Source organism: Streptomyces sp. NPDC029014, assembly GCF_055564695.1.
This window is the reverse complement of the sequence record NZ_JBVHVT010000067.1, coordinates 1-16,991: the sequence shown is the minus strand read 5'-3', so window position 1 is coordinate 16,991 and position 16,991 is coordinate 1. Positions and strand designations below refer to the sequence as shown.

The 16,991-nt window shown below is 73.7% G+C and carries 14 protein-coding genes; 7 read left to right on the top strand and 7 right to left on the bottom strand.

Annotated features, from left to right (window positions below; translation table 11 throughout):
• Positions 1-346 precede the first annotated feature (346 nt).
• The 4 genes from ACZ4VL_RS29730 (at position 347) to ACZ4VL_RS29715 (ending at position 4,718) form a co-directional block, all read left to right on the top strand.
• Positions 347-3,169: a sensor histidine kinase gene (locus ACZ4VL_RS29730; RefSeq protein WP_468205940.1), complete on the top strand. Its 2,823-nt coding sequence runs from the start codon at positions 347-349 to the stop codon at positions 3,167-3,169.
• Complete coding sequence (locus ACZ4VL_RS29725; protein WP_468205937.1) at positions 3,166-3,603, top strand: roadblock/LC7 domain-containing protein; 438 nt, start codon at positions 3,166-3,168, stop codon at positions 3,601-3,603. The genes ACZ4VL_RS29730 and ACZ4VL_RS29725 overlap by 4 nt, the downstream gene beginning before the upstream one ends.
• A gap of 88 nt (positions 3,604-3,691) precedes the next feature.
• Complete coding sequence (locus ACZ4VL_RS29720; RefSeq protein ID WP_468206001.1) at positions 3,692-4,111, top strand: DUF742 domain-containing protein; 420 nt, start codon at positions 3,692-3,694, stop codon at positions 4,109-4,111.
• On the top strand, positions 4,092-4,718 hold the full coding sequence (locus ACZ4VL_RS29715; protein WP_361091207.1) for a GTP-binding protein: 627 nt from the start codon (positions 4,092-4,094) through the stop codon (positions 4,716-4,718). The genes ACZ4VL_RS29720 and ACZ4VL_RS29715 overlap by 20 nt, the downstream gene beginning before the upstream one ends.
• Before the next feature lie 235 nt (positions 4,719-4,953).
• Here ACZ4VL_RS29715 and ACZ4VL_RS29710 read toward each other — a convergent pair whose 3' ends face one another.
• The 3 genes from ACZ4VL_RS29710 to ACZ4VL_RS29700 are packed head-to-tail and all read right to left on the bottom strand — an operon-like array spanning position 4,954 to position 7,391.
• Positions 4,954-6,150: a lipid-transfer protein gene (locus ACZ4VL_RS29710; protein WP_468205935.1), complete on the bottom strand. Its 1,197-nt coding sequence runs from the start codon at positions 6,148-6,150 to the stop codon at positions 4,954-4,956.
• Positions 6,147-6,662, bottom strand: a complete 516-nt coding sequence (locus ACZ4VL_RS29705; RefSeq protein ID WP_468205932.1) for a Zn-ribbon domain-containing OB-fold protein — start codon at positions 6,660-6,662, stop codon at positions 6,147-6,149. Before ACZ4VL_RS29705 ends, ACZ4VL_RS29710 begins: the two co-directional genes overlap by 4 nt.
• Before the next feature lie 39 nt (positions 6,663-6,701).
• A complete protein-coding gene (locus tag ACZ4VL_RS29700; protein ID WP_468205929.1) occupies positions 6,702-7,391 on the bottom strand; it encodes a M15 family metallopeptidase in 690 nt (229 codons plus the stop codon).
• Positions 7,392-7,420: 29 nt separating this feature from the next.
• Between ACZ4VL_RS29700 and ACZ4VL_RS29695 the strand changes: the two genes are divergently transcribed.
• Positions 7,421-7,930, top strand: a complete 510-nt coding sequence (locus ACZ4VL_RS29695) for an NUDIX domain-containing protein (protein ID WP_468205927.1) — start codon at positions 7,421-7,423, stop codon at positions 7,928-7,930.
• Between the two features lie 42 nt (positions 7,931-7,972).
• Here ACZ4VL_RS29695 and ACZ4VL_RS29690 read toward each other — a convergent pair whose 3' ends face one another.
• Entirely contained in the window at positions 7,973-8,224 is a 252-nt protein-coding gene (locus ACZ4VL_RS29690) for a hypothetical protein (RefSeq protein WP_468205924.1), read from the bottom strand.
• A gap of 199 nt (positions 8,225-8,423) precedes the next feature.
• The gene (locus ACZ4VL_RS29685) at positions 8,424-10,907 is read right to left on the bottom strand and encodes a glycoside hydrolase family 31 protein (RefSeq protein WP_468205921.1); all 2,484 of its coding nucleotides are present in this window, start codon (positions 10,905-10,907) and stop codon (positions 8,424-8,426) included.
• Between the two features lie 209 nt (positions 10,908-11,116).
• Between ACZ4VL_RS29685 and ACZ4VL_RS29680 the strand changes: the two genes are divergently transcribed.
• Positions 11,117-13,111: an acetoacetate--CoA ligase gene (locus tag ACZ4VL_RS29680; RefSeq protein ID WP_468205918.1), complete on the top strand. Its 1,995-nt coding sequence runs from the start codon at positions 11,117-11,119 to the stop codon at positions 13,109-13,111.
• A 63-nt stretch (positions 13,112-13,174) separates the two neighbouring features.
• The gene (locus tag ACZ4VL_RS29675; protein ID WP_468205916.1) at positions 13,175-14,173 is read left to right on the top strand and encodes a hypothetical protein; all 999 of its coding nucleotides are present in this window, start codon (positions 13,175-13,177) and stop codon (positions 14,171-14,173) included.
• A 110-nt stretch (positions 14,174-14,283) separates the two neighbouring features.
• On the opposite strand, the gene ptsP is transcribed toward ACZ4VL_RS29675, so the two are convergent.
• Positions 14,284-15,954, bottom strand: a complete 1,671-nt coding sequence (ptsP, locus tag ACZ4VL_RS29670) for a phosphoenolpyruvate--protein phosphotransferase (RefSeq protein ID WP_468205914.1) — start codon at positions 15,952-15,954, stop codon at positions 14,284-14,286.
• Between the two features lie 78 nt (positions 15,955-16,032).
• Entirely contained in the window at positions 16,033-16,482 is a 450-nt protein-coding gene (locus ACZ4VL_RS29665; RefSeq protein WP_468205911.1) for a PTS sugar transporter subunit IIA, read from the bottom strand.
• Positions 16,483-16,991 lie beyond the last annotated feature (509 nt).

The following is a 16,991-nucleotide window of genomic DNA, read 5'->3' as shown; positions in this document are numbered from 1 at the left end:
AATCCCCTCGAACAGGTAGACGTACGAGGACGCCGGGAGATTCCCGCATCGCGTGGTTCCTCCCGCTCCGCCGCCCCCCGCCACCCCCTGTCGAGACGCCGGAACGAAGAGTTCCAGCCATCCGTCCCATCGGTGGGATCGAGACCCCACGAAGTGTCATCTGCCACATAACGGGCCGCACTTGACCGGAAGTATCGGACAACTCGTGATCTTCGCCCGGGCGTCAGGCCGAAAACGTCCGGACATGTCTTCGAAGGCTGCACCCGGCAGTAGTAGGCTCACGCCGTTTGTACGACGGAACACCAATCCCCTGCGCGGGATTGAGCTGGGGGAGGCTGGGGAGGCCATGCGGCTTCGCGGGAAGTCCATCCGCCGGAAGATCGTGGCGCTGCTGCTCGTGCCGCTCGTCTCGCTCACCGCGCTCTGGAGCTTCTCCACCGTCGTCACCGGCCGCGAGGCGCTCCAACTCCTCGACGTCGCCTACGTCATCGACAAGGTCGGCTACCCCATCGAGGACGTCGTCCGCGTCCTGCAGAAGGAACGCCGCCAGACCCTGGTCGTCATCGGCGACCCCCGCGCCTCCGCCGCCACCGCCGAACTGGCCAAGCGGCGCGCCGCCACCGACGAACTCGTCGACCGCATCAGCAAGAACGCCAAGGACCCCGAGGTCTCCGAGGAACTCTCCACCCCGGCCGCCCAGCGGCTGAACTCCATCCTCGACGCCTTCCACGGCATCGGCGCACTGCGCCGCTCCGTCGACCAGAACACCCTCGACCCCAACCAGGCGTTGGAGCTCTACAGCCGTCTGGTCGACCCCTGCTACGACTTCCTCATGAACCTCCACGCCCTGGAGAACGTGGAGATGGACAAGCAGGGCCGCGCCCTCGTCGGCATCACCCGCGCCCGCGAGACGCTCTCCCGCGAGGACGCCGTCATCGCCTCCGCCCTCGCCGCCCGCAACGTCGCCACCGCCGACCTCCGGCACGTCTCGGACTTCGCCGCCAACCGGAACCTGCTCTACGGCTTCAACCTCGCCATCCTCCCCGCCGCCGACCGGGAGATCTTCGAGCAGTACTGGAGCGGCCCCCAGACCAAGCCCCTGCGCGACGCGGAGGAACGCTTCCTCGCCGGCGGCGCCGGCAAGAACCCGCGCAGCATCACCCCGGCCCAGTGGGACGAGGCCGCGAACAAGGTCCTCGACGACCTCGCCACCATGGGCACGGCCGCCGGCGACCGCTACCAGGAGCGCGTCGAGCCCGTCGCCAAGACCGTCCTCCTCCAGGCGGCCGTCGCCGGTATCATCGGCTTCCTCGCCCTCCTCGTCTCCGTCGTCCTCTCCGTGCGCATCGGCCGCGACCTCGTCCGCGACCTGTCCCGGCTGCGCAAGGAGGCCCACGAGGTCTCCGGCGTCCGGCTGCCCGCCGTGATGCGCCGCCTCGCCGCCGGCGAACACGTCGACGTGGAGACCGAGGCCCCCCGCCTCGAATACGAGAAGGACGAGGTCGGCCAGGTCGGCCAGGCCCTCAACACCCTCCAGCGCGCGGCCGTCGAGGCCGCCGTCAAACAGGCCGAGCTCCGCAAGGGCGTCTCCGAGGTCTTCGTCAACCTCGCCCGCCGCAACCAGGTGCTCCTGCACCGCCAGCTCACCCTGCTCGACACCATGGAACGGCGCACGGAGGACGCCGAAGAGCTCGCCGACCTCTTCCGCCTCGACCACATGACCACCCGCATGCGCCGCCACGCCGAGGGCCTCGTCATCCTCTCCGGCGCCGCCCCGTCCCGGCAGTGGCGCAAGCCCGTCCAGCTCATGGACGTCGTCCGGGCCGCCGTCGCCGAGGTGGAGGACTACGAGCGCATCGAGGTACGCCGCCTGCCGCGCCTCGGCATCGCCGGCCCCGCCGTCGCCGACGTCACCCACCTCGTCGCCGAACTCCTCGAGAACGCCACCGTCTTCTCGCCCCCGCACACCGCCGTCCAGGTCCACGGCGAGCACGTCGCCAACGGCTTCACCCTGGAGATCCACGACCGCGGCCTCGGCATGAACCCCGAAGCCCTGCTCGACGCGAACCTCCGGCTCGCCGAGACCCCCGAGTTCGAGCTGTCCGACACCGACCGCCTCGGCCTCTTCGTCGTCAGCCGCCTCGCCCAGCGCCACGGCATCAAGGTCGTCCTCCAGCCCAGCCCGTACGGGGGCACCACCGCCGTGGTCTTCCTCCCCGCCGCCGTGCTGACCGACGCCCCCGACACCAACGGCACCGGCCTGCGCGTCGGCGACGCCAAGCACGGCAGGCCCGGCTCCGCGCCCGGTGCCGGCGGCAAGCGGCCCGCCCGCACCGCCCCGACGGCCCTGCGGCACGCCCCCGCCGCCGGCCGGCCCCTGCGCTCCGGGGAACGCCGCCGCCCCGTCGAGCTGGAGGCCCCCCTCGGCGCGCTCGACCTCGACGGCCTCGACGATCCCGCCGCCCTGGACGGAACGCCCCCCGGCATCGGCGGGCTCAACGGCGCCGGCGGCAGCCCCGCCATGGCCACCCTCGACGACGAGACCCCGCCCCGCGGCACCCCGCGCAGCGCCCTGCTGGGACTCCACCCCGCCGACCGGGCGCACCCCGACCGGGGGACGGGCCGGGACCGCGAACGGGAGCCGCTGTCCCCCACCGGCCCGGTCCGGCTCGACAGCCACCGCTCCGACCCGCTGCGCGGCTCCCGCCCCGACGGCGCCCGGGGCTCCGGTCCCGTACCGCTGCCGCGCCGCCGCCCCACTCCGACGCTCGTCGCCGAGCACGGTCGCCGGGTGGAGCCCCGCCCGGTCTCCGCGGTCCAGCCGGCTCCGCGGCCCGCGGGCGAGCCCGGGCAGGCCCCCCGACAGGCACCTGCCCAGCCGCCCCGGGCAGCCGGAGGCCCCGGCGTACTGCCCAAGCGCATCCGCCAGGCCAGCCTGGCGCCCCAGCTGAGGAAGGACCGGGGCACGGCACCCGCCGAAGCCGCCGCGGACCCGGTGACCGACCGGGACGCCGAGGAAGTACGCAAGCGCATGTCCGCACTCCAGCGAGGCTGGACGGCGGGCCGCGAACAGCAGGCCCAGCAGCAGTCCGAGGCCGGGACGGGGACCAGCTCCGCCACCGGTCCTGCGCACCAGAGCGAGAACGAGAACGAGGGGGACGGTCGATGACCGCACCGCAGACCGGAAACGACACCCGGAGCCGCGGCTCCGGTCAGCTCAACTGGCTGCTCGACGAACTCGTCGACCGGGTCGGCAGCATCCGAAAGGCAGTGGTCCTCTCCGGGGACGGTCTGCCCACCGGCAGCTCCAAGGACCTGACCCGCGAGGACAGCGAGCACCTGGCCGCCGTGGCCTCCGGCTTCCACAGCCTGGCCAAGGGCGTCGGCCGGCACTTCGACTCCGGCAGCGTCCGCCAGACCGTGGTCGAGCTGGACGAGGCCTTCCTCTTCGTCATGGCCGCCGGGGAGGGCAGCTGCCTGGCCGTGCTCTCCGACGCCGACTCCGACGTGGGGCAGGTCGCGTACGAGATGACCTTGATGGTCAAGCGGGTGGGCGACCACCTGGCGACCGCACCGCGCTCCGGGCTGCCAGCCGGGGGGTGAAACGGACCGTATGAGCGATCCAGGCCAGGACCACCCGGACTACCGGGACCAGCCGGACCACGGGAACCACAGCAACCACGGGGACTACATGGATCACGGGGGCCCCGGTGCGGGTGCCGCACCGGACCCAGCCCACACCCACTGGTTCGACGACGAAGCCGGCCCGGTCGTCCGCCCGTACGCGATGACCCGCGGCCGGACCAGCCACGCCGGCCAGCACCGCCTCGACCTGATCGCGCTCGTCGTCGCCGAACCGGCGGCCGACGATCCGGTCTGGGAGATGAACCTGTCCCCGGAGCACGCCCACATCCTCGACCTGTGCCGCGAGCGGCCGCAGTCGGTCGCCGAGCTCGCGGCCGAACTCGACCTCGCGGTCGGCGTCGTACGGGTCCTGATCGGGGACCTGGCCGACGAGGAACTGGTCCACGTGACCCGGCCGGTACCGCCGGCCGAACTGCCCGATGAATCCATTCTGCGTGAGGTGATCGATGGCCTTCGGGCGCTCTAGCCGCACTGGTGCCATGCACGCCGTGTCCCCGGTCGAGCCACTGACCCTGAAGATCCTCGTCGCGGGCGGCTTCGGGGTCGGCAAGACCACCCTGGTCGGCGCCATCAGCGAGATCAGACCGCTGCGGACCGAGGAGGACCTGTCCGAGCCCGGCGTCGGCATCGACGACACCGGGGGAGTGGAGAGCAAGAGCACGACCACCGTGGCCATGGACTTCGGGCGCATCACGCTGCGCGAGGACCTGGTCCTGTACCTCTTCGGCACCCCCGGCCAGGACCGCTTCTGGTTCCTCTGGGACGAACTGGCCCAGGGCGCGCTCGGCGCGGTCGTCCTCGCCGACACCCGCCGCCTCGCCGACTGCTTCGCGGCCGTCGACTACTTCGAACGCCGCGAGATCCCCTTCACGGTCGCCGTCAACTGCTTCGACGGCGCCGACCGCCACCCGGTCGTGTCCGTGCGCGAGGCGCTCGACCTCGACCCCGGGGTACCGGTGCTGCTGTGCGACGCACGCGACCGGGAGTCCGTCAAGGACGTCCTGGTCGGGGTCGTGGAGCACGCGATGTCGCTGGCGCGCGCCCGCCGCCGGAGCCTGCCCGCCGGCACGTGAGCGCACGGCTCCTCCGGGGCCGCCCGCCGCGCACGCAGGCGGCCCGTACCCCCGCCGACTGGGGTACGGGCCGCGGCTCTCATGGGAGGATCCGGGCCTGCGCGCGAGACCGTGGAGCGAGTGTGAACCCGCCGCCGGGGGCCGTCAAGCACGAGCGCAGCACTCGTTTCGGACGGTCCTGCACCGACCCTCCGGGCCCTCCGCCGAGAGGTCGGTCACCGTACGGCGGGGTCCGTCACCGTACGGCGACGACCGCCGACCCGTGCCCGAACAGCCCCTGGTTCGCGGTGATCCCGACCCGCGCCCCCGGCACCTGCCGCTCCCCGGCCGTACCCCGCAACTGCCACGTCAGCTCGCACACCTGCGCGATCGCCTGTGCCGGCACCGCCTCCCCGAAGGAGGCCAGCCCGCCACTGGAGTTGACCGGCACCCGGCCGCCCGGCGCGGTCACCCCCTTGCGCAGCAGCGCCGCCCCCTCGCCCTCCCCGCACAGGCCGATGTCCTCGTACCACTGCAGTTCCAGCGCGGTGGACAGGTCGTACACCTCGGCGAGCGAGAGGTCCTCCGGCCCGATACCGGCCTCCTCGTACGCGGCCCGGGCGATGGACGCCCGGAACGAGTCCGGCGCCGGCGTCGCACCCGTCCGCGCGTCGGTGGCGATGTCCGGCAGGTCCAGGACCGTCCGCGGGTACACCGGGGTCACCGTCGACACCGCCCGGATCCGCACCGGGTCCGCCACCCCGCGCGCACGCGCGAAGTCCATGCTGCTCAGCACCAGCGCCGCGCCCCCGTCCGACGTCGCGCAGATGTCGAGCAGCCGCAGCGGATCGGCCACCACCGCCGACGCCGCAACCTCCCCGGCGGTCACCGCCTTGCGGTAGCGGGCGAGGGGGTTGAGGGCGCCCGCCGCCGCGTTCTTGACCTTGACCCGGGCGAAGTCCTCCGGCGTGTCCCCGTACAGGGCCATCCTGCGGCGGGCGTACAACGCGAAATAAGCCGGGTTGGTGGCGCCCAGCAGCCGGAACCGCAGCCAGTCCGGATCGTCCGGCCGGTCCCCGCCCGCCGGGGCGAAGAACCCTTTCGGCGCCGCGTCCGCCCCGACCACCAGCACCACGTCCGCGAGCCCCGCGAGGATTTGCGCCCGGGCCGCACCGATGGCCTGGGCCCCCGAGGCGCACGCCGCGTACACGCTGGTCACCCGCGCGCCCTGCCAGCCCAGTGCCCGGGCGAAGGTCGCGCCGGCCACGTAACCGGGGTAGCCGGAGCGCACCGTGTCCGCCCCCACGACGGACCGGACGTCGGTCCAGTCCAGCCCGGCGTCGGCGAGCGCCGCCCGAGCGGCCACCCGCCCGTAGGCGACGAAGCTGCGGCCCCACTTGCCCCACGGATGCATCCCGGCCCCGAGCACGGCGACATCGACGGCTCCGCTCACGAGGCACCGCCCGCTGCGGCTGCGGCTGCGGCGACGGGCCGGAACCACCAGGTGGTGTACGGACCCCGTACCCCGCCGCCCCGGCCGTCGCCCGGACCGTCGCCCCGACCGTCGCCTTCCAACACCCCGCCGACGACCTCGACCTCCATCCCCACCGCCAGATCGGCGACCGTGACCCCGGGCGCCCCCTGCCCGAGCACGACCATTCCCTCGGCCTCCAGCTCCACCGCGACCAGGGTGTACGGCTCCCAGGGCACGTCCGGGTCCGACACGTACGGTGCGGGAGGCCGGTAGCGCCCGTCGGTGTACGACCACACCCGGCCCCGCGGCGACAGCGGCACCTCGGCCAGTACGCCGTCGCCGGGGCAGCGGGGGTTGCGGCAGTGCGCGTCCTCGCGCGGGAAGAACACCGCGGCGCAGGCGGAGCACCGGGTGCCGAGCAGCCGGAAGCCGCCCTCCGCTCCGGTGTCGGTGAACCACCCGTCCACGACGGGTGCAGCTGTGCGTTCCAAGACCCCTCCCGAGCTGCCACAGAACTATCTGACGGATCGTCAGGATCCAGAGTCTGCCACGCCGCGCACGGAACGCACAGCGACCGGGAAGTCGAAGTAGGTGTCGGGAAACGCCTCCGGCTCGAACGTGAGGTGCCACCACTCCTCGGGCAGGTTCACGAACCCCTCGGCCCCGAGGACCCGTTTCAGCACCTGCCGGTTGGCCCGGGCGGCGGCCGGAACCCGGGGGTCGTCGGTGTGCGACAGCGGGTCGAAGAGGTCGAACGGCGTCCCCATGTCCACCGTGCGCCGCAGCGGCAGCCGCACCAGCGTCACGTCCACCGTGCTCCCACGGCTGTGCCCGGACCGCTCGGCGATGTACCCGTCCGGGATCAGCCGCGCCTTGTCGACCCGCGGGTAGAACTCGGCCTTCGTCCCCTGGTCTTCCGGGTCGGCGGCCCACTGCACGAACCGGTCGACGGCCCGCTGCGGCCGGTAGCAGTCGTACACCAGCAGCGAGTACCCCCGTACCAGCAACGCCCGCTGGGCCCTGCGCAACGCCTCGGCCGCCGGCCGGGCCAACAGGCACGCCGGTTCCTCGTAGCCGTCGACGACGCGGCCCGTGAAATTGTGCGGGGTGGCGTACCGGACGTCCTGGCCGATGGTCGGATCCACATCCGCCAGCACCGCGAACCCCGGCGCCCCCGACCCGCCGGCCAGCACCGCCACGCACCCCGCAACCACCGCCATCCGCATGCCCCTTGGCATACCATCGCGGGATGCCGCCACACCTGAGGGACTCGCACTGCTCCACGTGCGGAGCACTGTTCGACACCGCCGACTGGCCCCGTACGTGCGGCGCCTGCGGGGCCGTCACCTACCGCAACCCGCTCCCGGTGGCGGTCGCCCTGCTGCCCGTCGAGGACGCCTCCGGCACCGGCCTGCTGGTGATCACCCGCACCATCGAACCCGCCCTGGGCGGCATCGCCCTCCCGGGCGGCTTCATGGACTTCGGCGAGGACTGGCACGAGGCGGTCGTCCGCGAACTGCACGAGGAGACCGGCGTCCACGCCCGCGCCGAGGACGTCACCCTCGCCGACGCCATGAGCTCCCCGGGCGGCCACCTGCTGGTCTTCGGCCTCCTCCCGCCGCGCCCGGTGACGACCCTGCCCCCGTCGACGCCCACGGCCGAAACCGAGGGCTGGCACATTCTGCGCACCCCGGCGGAACTGGCCTTCCCCCTCCACACGCGCGCAGCCGCAGCCTGGTTCGCGGGCACGTACACCTGAGCGGGGGCGCGGCGGAGCAGGGCCTCGCCGTTCTCCCGCCGCCTACACCGGCGCCATCGCCATCGCCATCGCCATCGCCACCGCCACCGGCTCCGGCTCCGGCCACGCCGTGAGCCGGGCCGTCAGCCGGCCCAGTACCGCCAACGGCTTGACGAGCAGCACTCCGTGCAGGAAGCCCACCGCCCCGGCCGCCACCGATCCCACCCCGAGCAGCACCGCGGATCTGACCGGCGCCGCCTGCTGCGTCGCGACGACGACCAGCGCCCACGCCCCGAGCAGCTGGCACGCGCCCACGACCTCCGCTCCCGGCGCCATGTCCCACCGGCGCGGGCCCTGTAACGCCCGCAGCCGAGGGGCGTACGGTCGCGCAGGCCTCGCCGGGCTCGCCAAGACCATGACCGACCCCTGATCGACGTGTTCGACGACCTGCTCGTACGGCCGCTCCACGGCGGCACGGCCGGTCCGCCGCGCTCGGGCAGGTTCCCCCGAGCGCCTATAGCGGACCCACATCGTCCGCGGAGTCGGGCTCGTACGCGAGAGCACCGGTCGCATCCGCGCCAGTGCCAACGCCCGCACCCGCACCAACTCCTGCACCCGCACCCGCCCCCACCCCACCCTGGGCACCCGCGCCGGCCCCCCGCACCACAGCCCCCGCGACCCGCCCCCCGCTCCCGTCCTCCACCACCACGGCGTCCCCGGCCCACCGCACCGCGTACCGCTCCACCTCGCCCGGCTCGAAGCCCGGCCCCGGGTCCCGGATCAGCACCCCGCCCCCCGTCCGCCCGCGCTCCGGGGCCCACGCCTCCAGGGCCACCCCCTCGCCCCCCGGCCCGCGGACCGGGAGGACGGCGCCCGCCCGCGCCAGCACCGGGATACGGTCCGGCGGGGCGTCGAGCAGGATCCGGCCCGGGCCCTCGTACGCCGTCCCGGTCGCGGTGTCGTACCAGCGCCCCCGCGGCAGCCGGACGGCCCGCCGGTCGGCGCCGGGTTCCAGCACCGGCGCCACCAGCAGGGCGTCGCCCAGCAGGAACGCGTCCTCGCAGTCGCGTAGGGCCCGGTCCTCGGGCGCCCCCCACCACAGCGGCCGCACGTACGGGGCCCCGGTCCGCCGCGCGAGCTGCGCCAGCGTCAGGAAGTACGGCCGCAGCCGCTCCCGCTCCGCCAGCACGGCCCCGGCGCTCCGCTCCACCTCGGGCCCGAACTCCCACGGCTCCCGCCGCCCCGCCCAGATCGCCGAGTGGGTCCGGAACAGCGGCAGGTAGGCGCCCAGCTGCAGCCACCGCAGGTACAGCTCCGGCGACGGCGAACCGCCGAACCCGCCCACGTCCGGCCCCGAGTACGGCACCCCGCACAGTCCCAGTCCCAGCACCAGCGCCAGCGAGGCCCGCAGCCCCGCCCAGCCGGTCTCCACGTCCCCCGACCAGGTGCCCCCGTACCGCTGCATGCCCGCCCACCCGGACCGGGAGAACAGGAACGGCCGCTCGTCCGGCCGCAGCCGGACCAGGCCCTCCCACCCGGCCCGGGCCATGCCCAGTGCGTACACGTTGTGCCCGGACCGGTGGTCCCCGCCGGCCCCGTCCATGGCGTGCCGGGCCGACCTGGGCAGCGTCGCGTCCCCGAACGGGGCGAAGGACACGGGCTCGTTCATGTCGTGCCACACCCCGGAGAACCCCTGCGCCAGCCGCTCCTCGTACAGCCCGCCCCACCACTCGCGCACCGCCGGATCGGTGAAGTCCGGGTACGCGCACTCGCCCGGCCAGACCTCCCCCCGTACCTCCTCCCCGCGGGCATCCCGTACGAACGCCCCGGCCGGCCCCACCGCCCGGCCGGCGGTGTGCACCGGGTCGCCGACCTTCACCGCGGGGTCGATGATCGACACGAGCCGTACGCCCTGCTCCCGCAACTCCCGCGCCAGCCCGGGCAGGTCCGGGAACCGCTCGCCGTCCACGGTGAACACCCGGTGCTGCGCGTAGTGGTCGATGTCCAGGTGCACGGCCGACAGTGCGAGCCCGCGCTCCCGGTATCCGGCCACCACGCGCCGCACCTCCTCCGCGCTGCCGAACCCCCACCGCGCGTGCTGGTAGCCCAGCGCCCAGGCGGGCGGCACGGCGGGGGCGCCGGTCAGGGCCGACCAGCCCTGCAGGACCCGGGCCGGGGCGCCCACCAGCACCCAGCACCGCAGCGGCCCGCCGCCCATGCGCAGCTCGCACGTCCCCGGCCGGTCGGGACCGGAGCCGGCGCCCTCCGCACCCTCCCGCAGCACCACCCGCCCGTCCCAGGGGTTGTCGTGGAAGACCAGGTGGGTGCCCGCGTCCGCGACGACCATCTGCACCGGCATGGTGATGTACAGGGGGTCGTCGCCGGGGCCGAAGCCGCCCTTGGGGTCGGTGTTCCACAGCCGGTACGCGCCGTCGCGCAGCCGCGGCCCCGAGGCCCGCCCGCCGAGTCCGAAGAACCGGGCGTCGGCCGGCACCTCGGCCCGCACGGCCCACCGCGCCCCACCGCCGGCGGCGCCCTCCGCCTCCCACCACCGCGGCGGCCGCTCCCGTCGCAGCACCACCCCGCCCGGTGTGCGCACCTCCACCGCGCCGTGCCGGGACACGGCCACCGTGACCCGCTCCGACACCACCCGCCACCCGCCGCCGGTGTCCGGCTCCAGCACCGCCCGGGGATCGGGCTCCGGCCCGTCGCCGACCACGGCGTACGAGGGCGTCGCCGCGGCCCCGTCCCAGCTCCAGAACACGACCCCGCCCGCCGCGATCCGCACGAGCAGCTCCGAACGGGCGAACCGCAGGACCCCGCCGCCCGGCCTCGCCTCCGTACCCGTCAGCAGGCCCGGCACGCGCGCCCGCTCCGGCCCCCGCCGCGGCAGCCCCACCGCGTCCGCGCGCCGGTGGCGCAGCGCCGAACGCCAGGCGCGCCGCCCGCGCTCCGTACCGATCTCTTTCACCGCACGCACCAGTTCGCGACCGTTCATGCTGATCACCCTGCCACCGGCCGCCGACCCAGCGGGCTGCGTTCAACTTCCGTTCACCTGTCCATCGAGCTCCCCGGCACCTCTGGTGCGGAGGTGGATCACATGGCATCGTCCCTGTGTGCCGCCGCGCACACACCCACCGCGCGATGGCACGGTACGCACACCCCGCGCGCACCCGCGCGAGCCGCAGACTGACCGGGAGCCGACCCATGACCTCGACCACCCAGCCGGAACCCCTCTGGTCCCCGGGGCCCGACCGGATCGCCGGGGCCCGCGTCACCGCCTTCCAGGCGTGGGCGGCCGAGCGCCACGGGGCCCCCGCGGACGGCGGCTACCCCGCGCTGCACGCCTGGTCCGTCGCCGAGCTCGACACCTTCTGGCAGGCCGTCGCCGAGTGGTTCGACGTACGGTTCACCACCCCGTACGCATCCGTCCTCGCGGACCGGTCCATGCCGGGCGCGCGCTGGTTCACCGGCGCCACCCTCAACTACGCCGAGCACGCCCTGCGCGCCGCCGAGGACCCGGCGCGCGCCGAGGACGCCGCCCTGCTGTACGTGGACGAGACCCACGAGGCCACCCCCGTCACCTGGGCCGAGCTCCGCGGCCAGGTCGGCGCGCTCGCCGCCGAGCTGCGCGCCCTCGGCGTGCGCCCCGGCGACCGGGTCAGCGGCTACCTGCCCAACATCCCCGAGGCCGTCGTCGCGCTCCTCGCCACCGCCGCGGTCGGCGGGGTCTGGACCTCCTGCGCGCCCGACTTCGGCGCCCGCAGCGTGCTCGACCGCTTCCAGCAGGTCGAGCCGGTCGTCCTGTTCACCGTCGACGGCTACCGCTACGGCGGCAAGGAGCACGACCGCCGCGACACCGTCACCGAGCTCCGCGCGGACCTGCCCTCGCTGCGCGCCGTCGTGCACATCCCGCTGCTCGGCACGCCGACCCCCGACGGCGCCCTGGCCTGGGCGGACCTGACCTCCGCCCGCACCGAGCCGGTGTTCGAGCCGGTCCCCTTCGACCACCCCCTGTGGGTGCTGTACTCCTCCGGCACCACCGGCCTGCCCAAGGCGATCGTGCAGTCGCAGGGCGGCATCCTCCTGGAGCACCTCAAGCAGCTGGGCCTGCACTGCGACCTCGGGCCGGAGGACCGGTTCTTCTGGTACACCTCCACCGGCTGGATGATGTGGAACTTCCTCGTCTCCGGCCTGCTCACGGGCACCACCGTGGTCCTGTACGACGGCAGCCCCGGCTACCCCGACACCGGCGCCCAGTGGAGCATCGCCGAGCGGACCCGGGCCACCCTGTACGGCACCTCGGCCGCCTACGTCATGGCCTGCCGCAAGGCCGGGGTCCACCCCTCGCGCGACCACGACCTGTCCGCCGTGAAGTGCGTCGCGACCACGGGCTCGCCGCTGCCGCCCGACGGCTTCCGCTGGCTGCACGACGAGGTCGCCGAAGACCTCTGGATCGCCTCCGTCAGCGGCGGCACGGACGTCTGCAGCTGCTTCGCCGGCGCCGTCCCCACCCTCCCGGTCCACATCGGCGAGCTCCAGGCCCCCTGCCTGGGCACGGACCTGCAGTCGTGGGACCCGTCCGGCAAGCCGCTCACCGGGGAGGTCGGCGAGCTCGTCGTCACCAACCCCATGCCCTCCATGCCGATCTACTTCTGGAACGACCCGGACGGCAGCCGCTACCGCGACAGCTACTTCGAGATGTTCCCGGGCGTCTGGCGGCACGGCGACTGGATCACCCTCACGGACCACGGCTCGGTGGTGATCCACGGCCGCTCCGACTCCACCCTCAACCGGCAGGGCGTCCGGATGGGCTCGGCCGACATCTACGAGGCCGTCGAACGCCTCCCCGAGATCAAGGAGTCGCTGGTCATCGGCCTGGAGGAGCCGAACGGCGGCTACTGGATGCCGCTGTTCGTACACCTCGCGCCGGGCGCCACCCTCGACGACGACCTGCGCGGCCGCATCAAGGCCACGATCCGCGAGGAGCTCTCCCCGCGGCACGTGCCCGACGAGGTCATCGAGGTGCCGGGCATCCCGCACACCCTCACCGGCAAGCGCATCGAGGTCCCGGTCAAGCGCCTGCTCCAGGGCACGCCCATGGAGAAGGCCGTCAACCCGGGCTCGGTCGACGACCTCGACCTCCTCCACTTCTACGAGGAGCTGGCCCGCAGCCGCAGCGGCGCCCGCAACGGGTCCTGAGGTCACTGTCAGTGGCGATGATTACCCTGGGTGAGCAATTGACTGCGCATCCAGGGGGAAAGCATGTCCGGCACGCACCACACCACCACCAGCGACGACACCACCACTGACCGCTCCAGCGGCCCGGCCAAGCGCCGCATGCTCCGCCGCGAGATCCCCGGCACCGTCGGCCTCCTCGCCGACCCCGGGGACTTCGCGGCCATGCGCCGCTACGGCAGCTTCGTCTTCGACGACCACCAGGACTACCTGCGCCACGTCGACGACCTCCTCAGGTCCCTCGCCGCCCAGGGCATCCACACGACCGTGGCCCTCTTCGACCCCGCGGCGTACGCCGAGTTCTGCGCCGAGCAGCGCCTCGACCCGGACAGCCCCGCATCCCGCAGCCGCTTCACCGCCGAACTCGCCGGCACCGGACCCGGCCTGCCCTACACGGGCCGTCCCATCGAGGAGATCGTCCCGCTCCTGATGGACGAGGCCGTCCGCCAGGCCACCTGGGAGTACGCCACCACGCTCCTCTCCGACGTCGGCACCTGCGCCGACTGCGGCGAGGACATCGGCCGCTCCTCCTTCGATCGGGCCGCCGACGTGCTCACCCGGCTCGTCCGGGGAGCCGGACCGGGCCACCACCACCTCGTCTGCAGCATCCCCACCCAGGACCAGCAGCTCGTGGCGGTGCTCCACACCGAGACGCCTCCACCCCCGCCCGGGCACCCACCGGTCACCGTCCCCGGCCCGGACGCACCGGGCGGCCGGGACGACGCGGACCCCACGCCCTGGTTCGACGGACGCGAGAGCCTCGACTTCGTGACCGTGCTGGCCGCCGGCCTCGCCCTCGTCGGCCCCGGGGGACTGGTGCTGCGCACCACCGGCGCCGGCTCCGGCGACCGCGTCCACGGATGGCGCCTCGACCGCGGCCGCCTGGTGGCGCTCTCCGCGGCCGCGGTCTTCAACGCGTACTGCACCGACGCCGACACCGGGGAACCCGTGGCCCCGGAGCACGGCGTCGAATACTGCCCGGGATACGAGGTGGACGGCCCCGACCCGCACCACGGGCCGAGGTAGCCGGCCGGACCCGGACCGAACGGTCGAGGGGCCCCCGCCGGCACGGCGAAGGCCCCTCGACCGGACCGGCGCCGTCACGCCGACGCCGGGAAACCGGATGCACCAGGCGGCTACTCGCCGGACAGCACCGCCTGCGCGGCGACCCGCGCCTCCTCGGCACTGTCCGCCGCACGCGCCGCGGCCGCGGCCCGCCGGCACTGGGCCAGCGTGTGCTTGGCGAGCGCCGCCCGCACGTACGGGATCGAAGCAGCACCCATCGACAGGGAGGTGACCCCCAGACCCGTCAGCACACAGGCCAGCAGCGGGTCGGAAGCGGCCTCACCGCAGACACCGCAGCTCTTCCCCTCGGCCCGGGCGGCCTCGGCCGCCATGGCGACGAGGTCGAGCAGCGCCGGCTGCCACGGGTCCTGGAGCCGCGACACCGCACCGACCTGCCGGTCGGCGGCGAAGGTGTACTGCGCCAGGTCGTTGGTGCCCAGCGACAGGAACTCGACCTCCTGCAGGATCGAGCGCGCCCGCAGCGCAGCGGAGGGGATCTCCACCATCGCCCCGAACTTCGCCTGCAGCCCGGCCGCACGGCAGGCGTCGGCGAACGCCTTCGCGTCGGCCCGGTCGGCCACCATCGGCGCCATGACCTCCAGGTGGACCGGCAGGCCGTCGGCCGCCTTGGCCAGCGCGGTCAGCTGGGTCCGCAGCACCTCCGGGTGGTCCAGCAGGGTGCGCAGGCCGCGCACGCCCAGCGCCGGGTTCGGCTCGTCGGCCGGCGTCAGGAAGTCCAGCGGCTTGTCGGCGCCCGCGTCCAGCACGCGCACGACGACCCGGCCCTCGGGGAAGGCCTCCAGCACCTTGCGGTAGGACTCGACCTGCTTCTCCTCGGACGGCGCCTTCTTGCTGTCGTCCAGGAAGAGGAACTCGGTGCGGAACAGACCCACGCCCTCCGCCCCGGCCTCGACCGCGGCCGGGACGTCCGCCGGCCCGCCGACGTTGGCGAGCAGCGGCACCTTGTGGCCGTCGGACGTCGCACCCGGACCGGACGAGGCGGCCAGCGCGGCCTTGCGCTCGGCGGCCGCGGCCTCCAGCCCGGCCTTCTTCTCGTCGCTCGGCTCGACGAAGACCTCACCCGTCGAACCGTCCACGGCGACCACGGTGCCCTCGGCGATCTCGCCGGCGCCCGGCAGCGCCACGACCGCGGGCACGCCCAGCGCCCGCGCGAGGATGGCGCTGTGGCTGGTCGGGCCGCCCTCCTCGGTGACGAAGCCGAGCACCAGCGACGGGTCGAGCAGCGCCGTGTCGGCGGGTGCCAGGTCCCGCGCGATCAGCACGTAGGGCTCGTTGCTGTCCGGTACCCCAGGCATCGGCACGCCCAGCAGGCGCGCCACGATGCGGTTGCGCACGTCGTCCAGGTCGGCCACCCGCCCGGCCATGTACTCCCCGGCCCCCGCGAGCAGGTCGCGGTAGGCGGCGAACGCGTCGTACACCCCGCGCTCGGCGGTGCTGCCGACGGCGATCCGCCGGTCGACGTCCTCCATGAGCTCCGGATCCTCGGCGATCATGGCCTGGGCCTCCAGCACGTGCTGTGCCTCGCCCCCGGCCAGCTGACCGCGCGCGATCAGGTCGGCCGCAACGGCGCTCACGGCCTGGCGGGCGCGCCCCTGTTCACGCTCCGCCTCACCCGCAGTGATCTGCCTGGCCGGCGGCTCCAGGACCGCCGTGCCCATGTGCCGCACCTCGCCGATCGCCACACCGTGGCTCACGCCGACGCCTCGCAGCGTTGTCTCCATTTCACCCGTCTCCGATTGAGCGGCGGCCCCGGCCGCCGCGATGGATCTCCGAACCGCCGGGGCGCCCCGGCGGATGCGTCAGGCCCAGCTGAAGAGCTGGTCGCCGGCCTTGACGTCGCCGTCCTCACGGACGTAGCCGAGGGACTCGGCGGTAGCCTCCAGCGCCACGACGGGGCAGACGGGAGACTTGCCGGCCTCTTCCACGGCAGCGGGGTTCCATCGGATGACGGCCTGGCCGCGGGTCACGGTGTCGCCCTTGTTGACGAGCAGCTCGAAGCCCTCGCCGTTGAGCTGAACGGTGTCGATGCCGAGGTGGGTGAGCACGCCGTGGCCTTCGGCGTCGACGACCACGTACGCGTGCGGGTGCAGGGAGACGACCACGCCGTCGACGGGGGACACCGCCTCCGAGGGCTCACGGACCGGATCGATGGCGGTACCCGGACCCACCATCGCGCCGGAGAACACCGGATCCGGCACAGCCGCGAGTCCGATGGCGCGCCCGGCGAGTGGGGACGTCACGGTGGTCATGGGGGCCTCCCAGGGGGTGGGGCTTCGTAGCGCAGCCGTCACTGCCTGTCCTCGACGGCACACTTTCGAAGGGTATGTCATGAGATGTCCGGCTTCGCGCGAAACGAACCTCCAGCTGAGGGCCGTGATGCGCTTCCGCGACAACCTAGTGGACTAGACCATACGCCTGATTCGATTTGCCTGTGAACCACCAGGCCTGTACTGTCGTGACTCCCGCCAGGACGTCCCACGTGAACTTCTCACGAACGGACGATGGACGGGGAACCAACCTTCACTACCGATCTTGAGCTCATTTGCTCTGCCGTTGCGTCATCGCGATGAACCGGCCGAGTTGCAGAGCACGGGAAAGGCACTGATAAGGTCGGAATCGCCGAAAGGGAAAACGCGAAAGCGAACACCCGGAAAGCGAGCGGAAAACACTCTGATAGAGTGGGAAACGCAAGAACGAAAGCCCGGAGGAAAGCCCGAGAGGGTGAGTACAAAGGAAGCGTCCGTTCCTTGAGAACTCA

Bases quoted from the DNA above. Each gene is read 5' to 3' on its own strand.
- ACZ4VL_RS29730 (WP_468205940.1), top strand. From the start codon at position 347: ATGCGGCTTCGCGGGAAGTCCATCCGCCGGAAGATCGTGGCGCTGCTG.
- ACZ4VL_RS29725 (WP_468205937.1), top strand. From the start codon at position 3,166: ATGACCGCACCGCAGACCGGAAACGACACCCGGAGCCGCGGCTCCGGT.
- ACZ4VL_RS29720 (WP_468206001.1), top strand. From the start codon at position 3,692: ATGGATCACGGGGGCCCCGGTGCGGGTGCCGCACCGGACCCAGCCCAC.
- ACZ4VL_RS29715 (WP_361091207.1), top strand. From the start codon at position 4,092: ATGGCCTTCGGGCGCTCTAGCCGCACTGGTGCCATGCACGCCGTGTCC.
- ACZ4VL_RS29700 (WP_468205929.1), bottom strand. From the start codon at position 7,391: ATGGCGGTGGTTGCGGGGTGCGTGGCGGTGCTGGCCGGCGGGTCGGGG.
- ACZ4VL_RS29695 (WP_468205927.1), top strand. From the start codon at position 7,421: ATGCCGCCACACCTGAGGGACTCGCACTGCTCCACGTGCGGAGCACTG.
- ACZ4VL_RS29685 (WP_468205921.1), bottom strand. From the start codon at position 10,907: ATGAACGGTCGCGAACTGGTGCGTGCGGTGAAAGAGATCGGTACGGAG.
- ACZ4VL_RS29680 (WP_468205918.1), top strand. From the start codon at position 11,117: ATGACCTCGACCACCCAGCCGGAACCCCTCTGGTCCCCGGGGCCCGAC.
- ACZ4VL_RS29675 (WP_468205916.1), top strand. From the start codon at position 13,175: ATGTCCGGCACGCACCACACCACCACCAGCGACGACACCACCACTGAC.
- ptsP (WP_468205914.1), bottom strand. From the start codon at position 15,954: ATGGAGACAACGCTGCGAGGCGTCGGCGTGAGCCACGGTGTGGCGATC.
- ACZ4VL_RS29665 (WP_468205911.1), bottom strand. From the start codon at position 16,482: ATGACCACCGTGACGTCCCCACTCGCCGGGCGCGCCATCGGACTCGCG.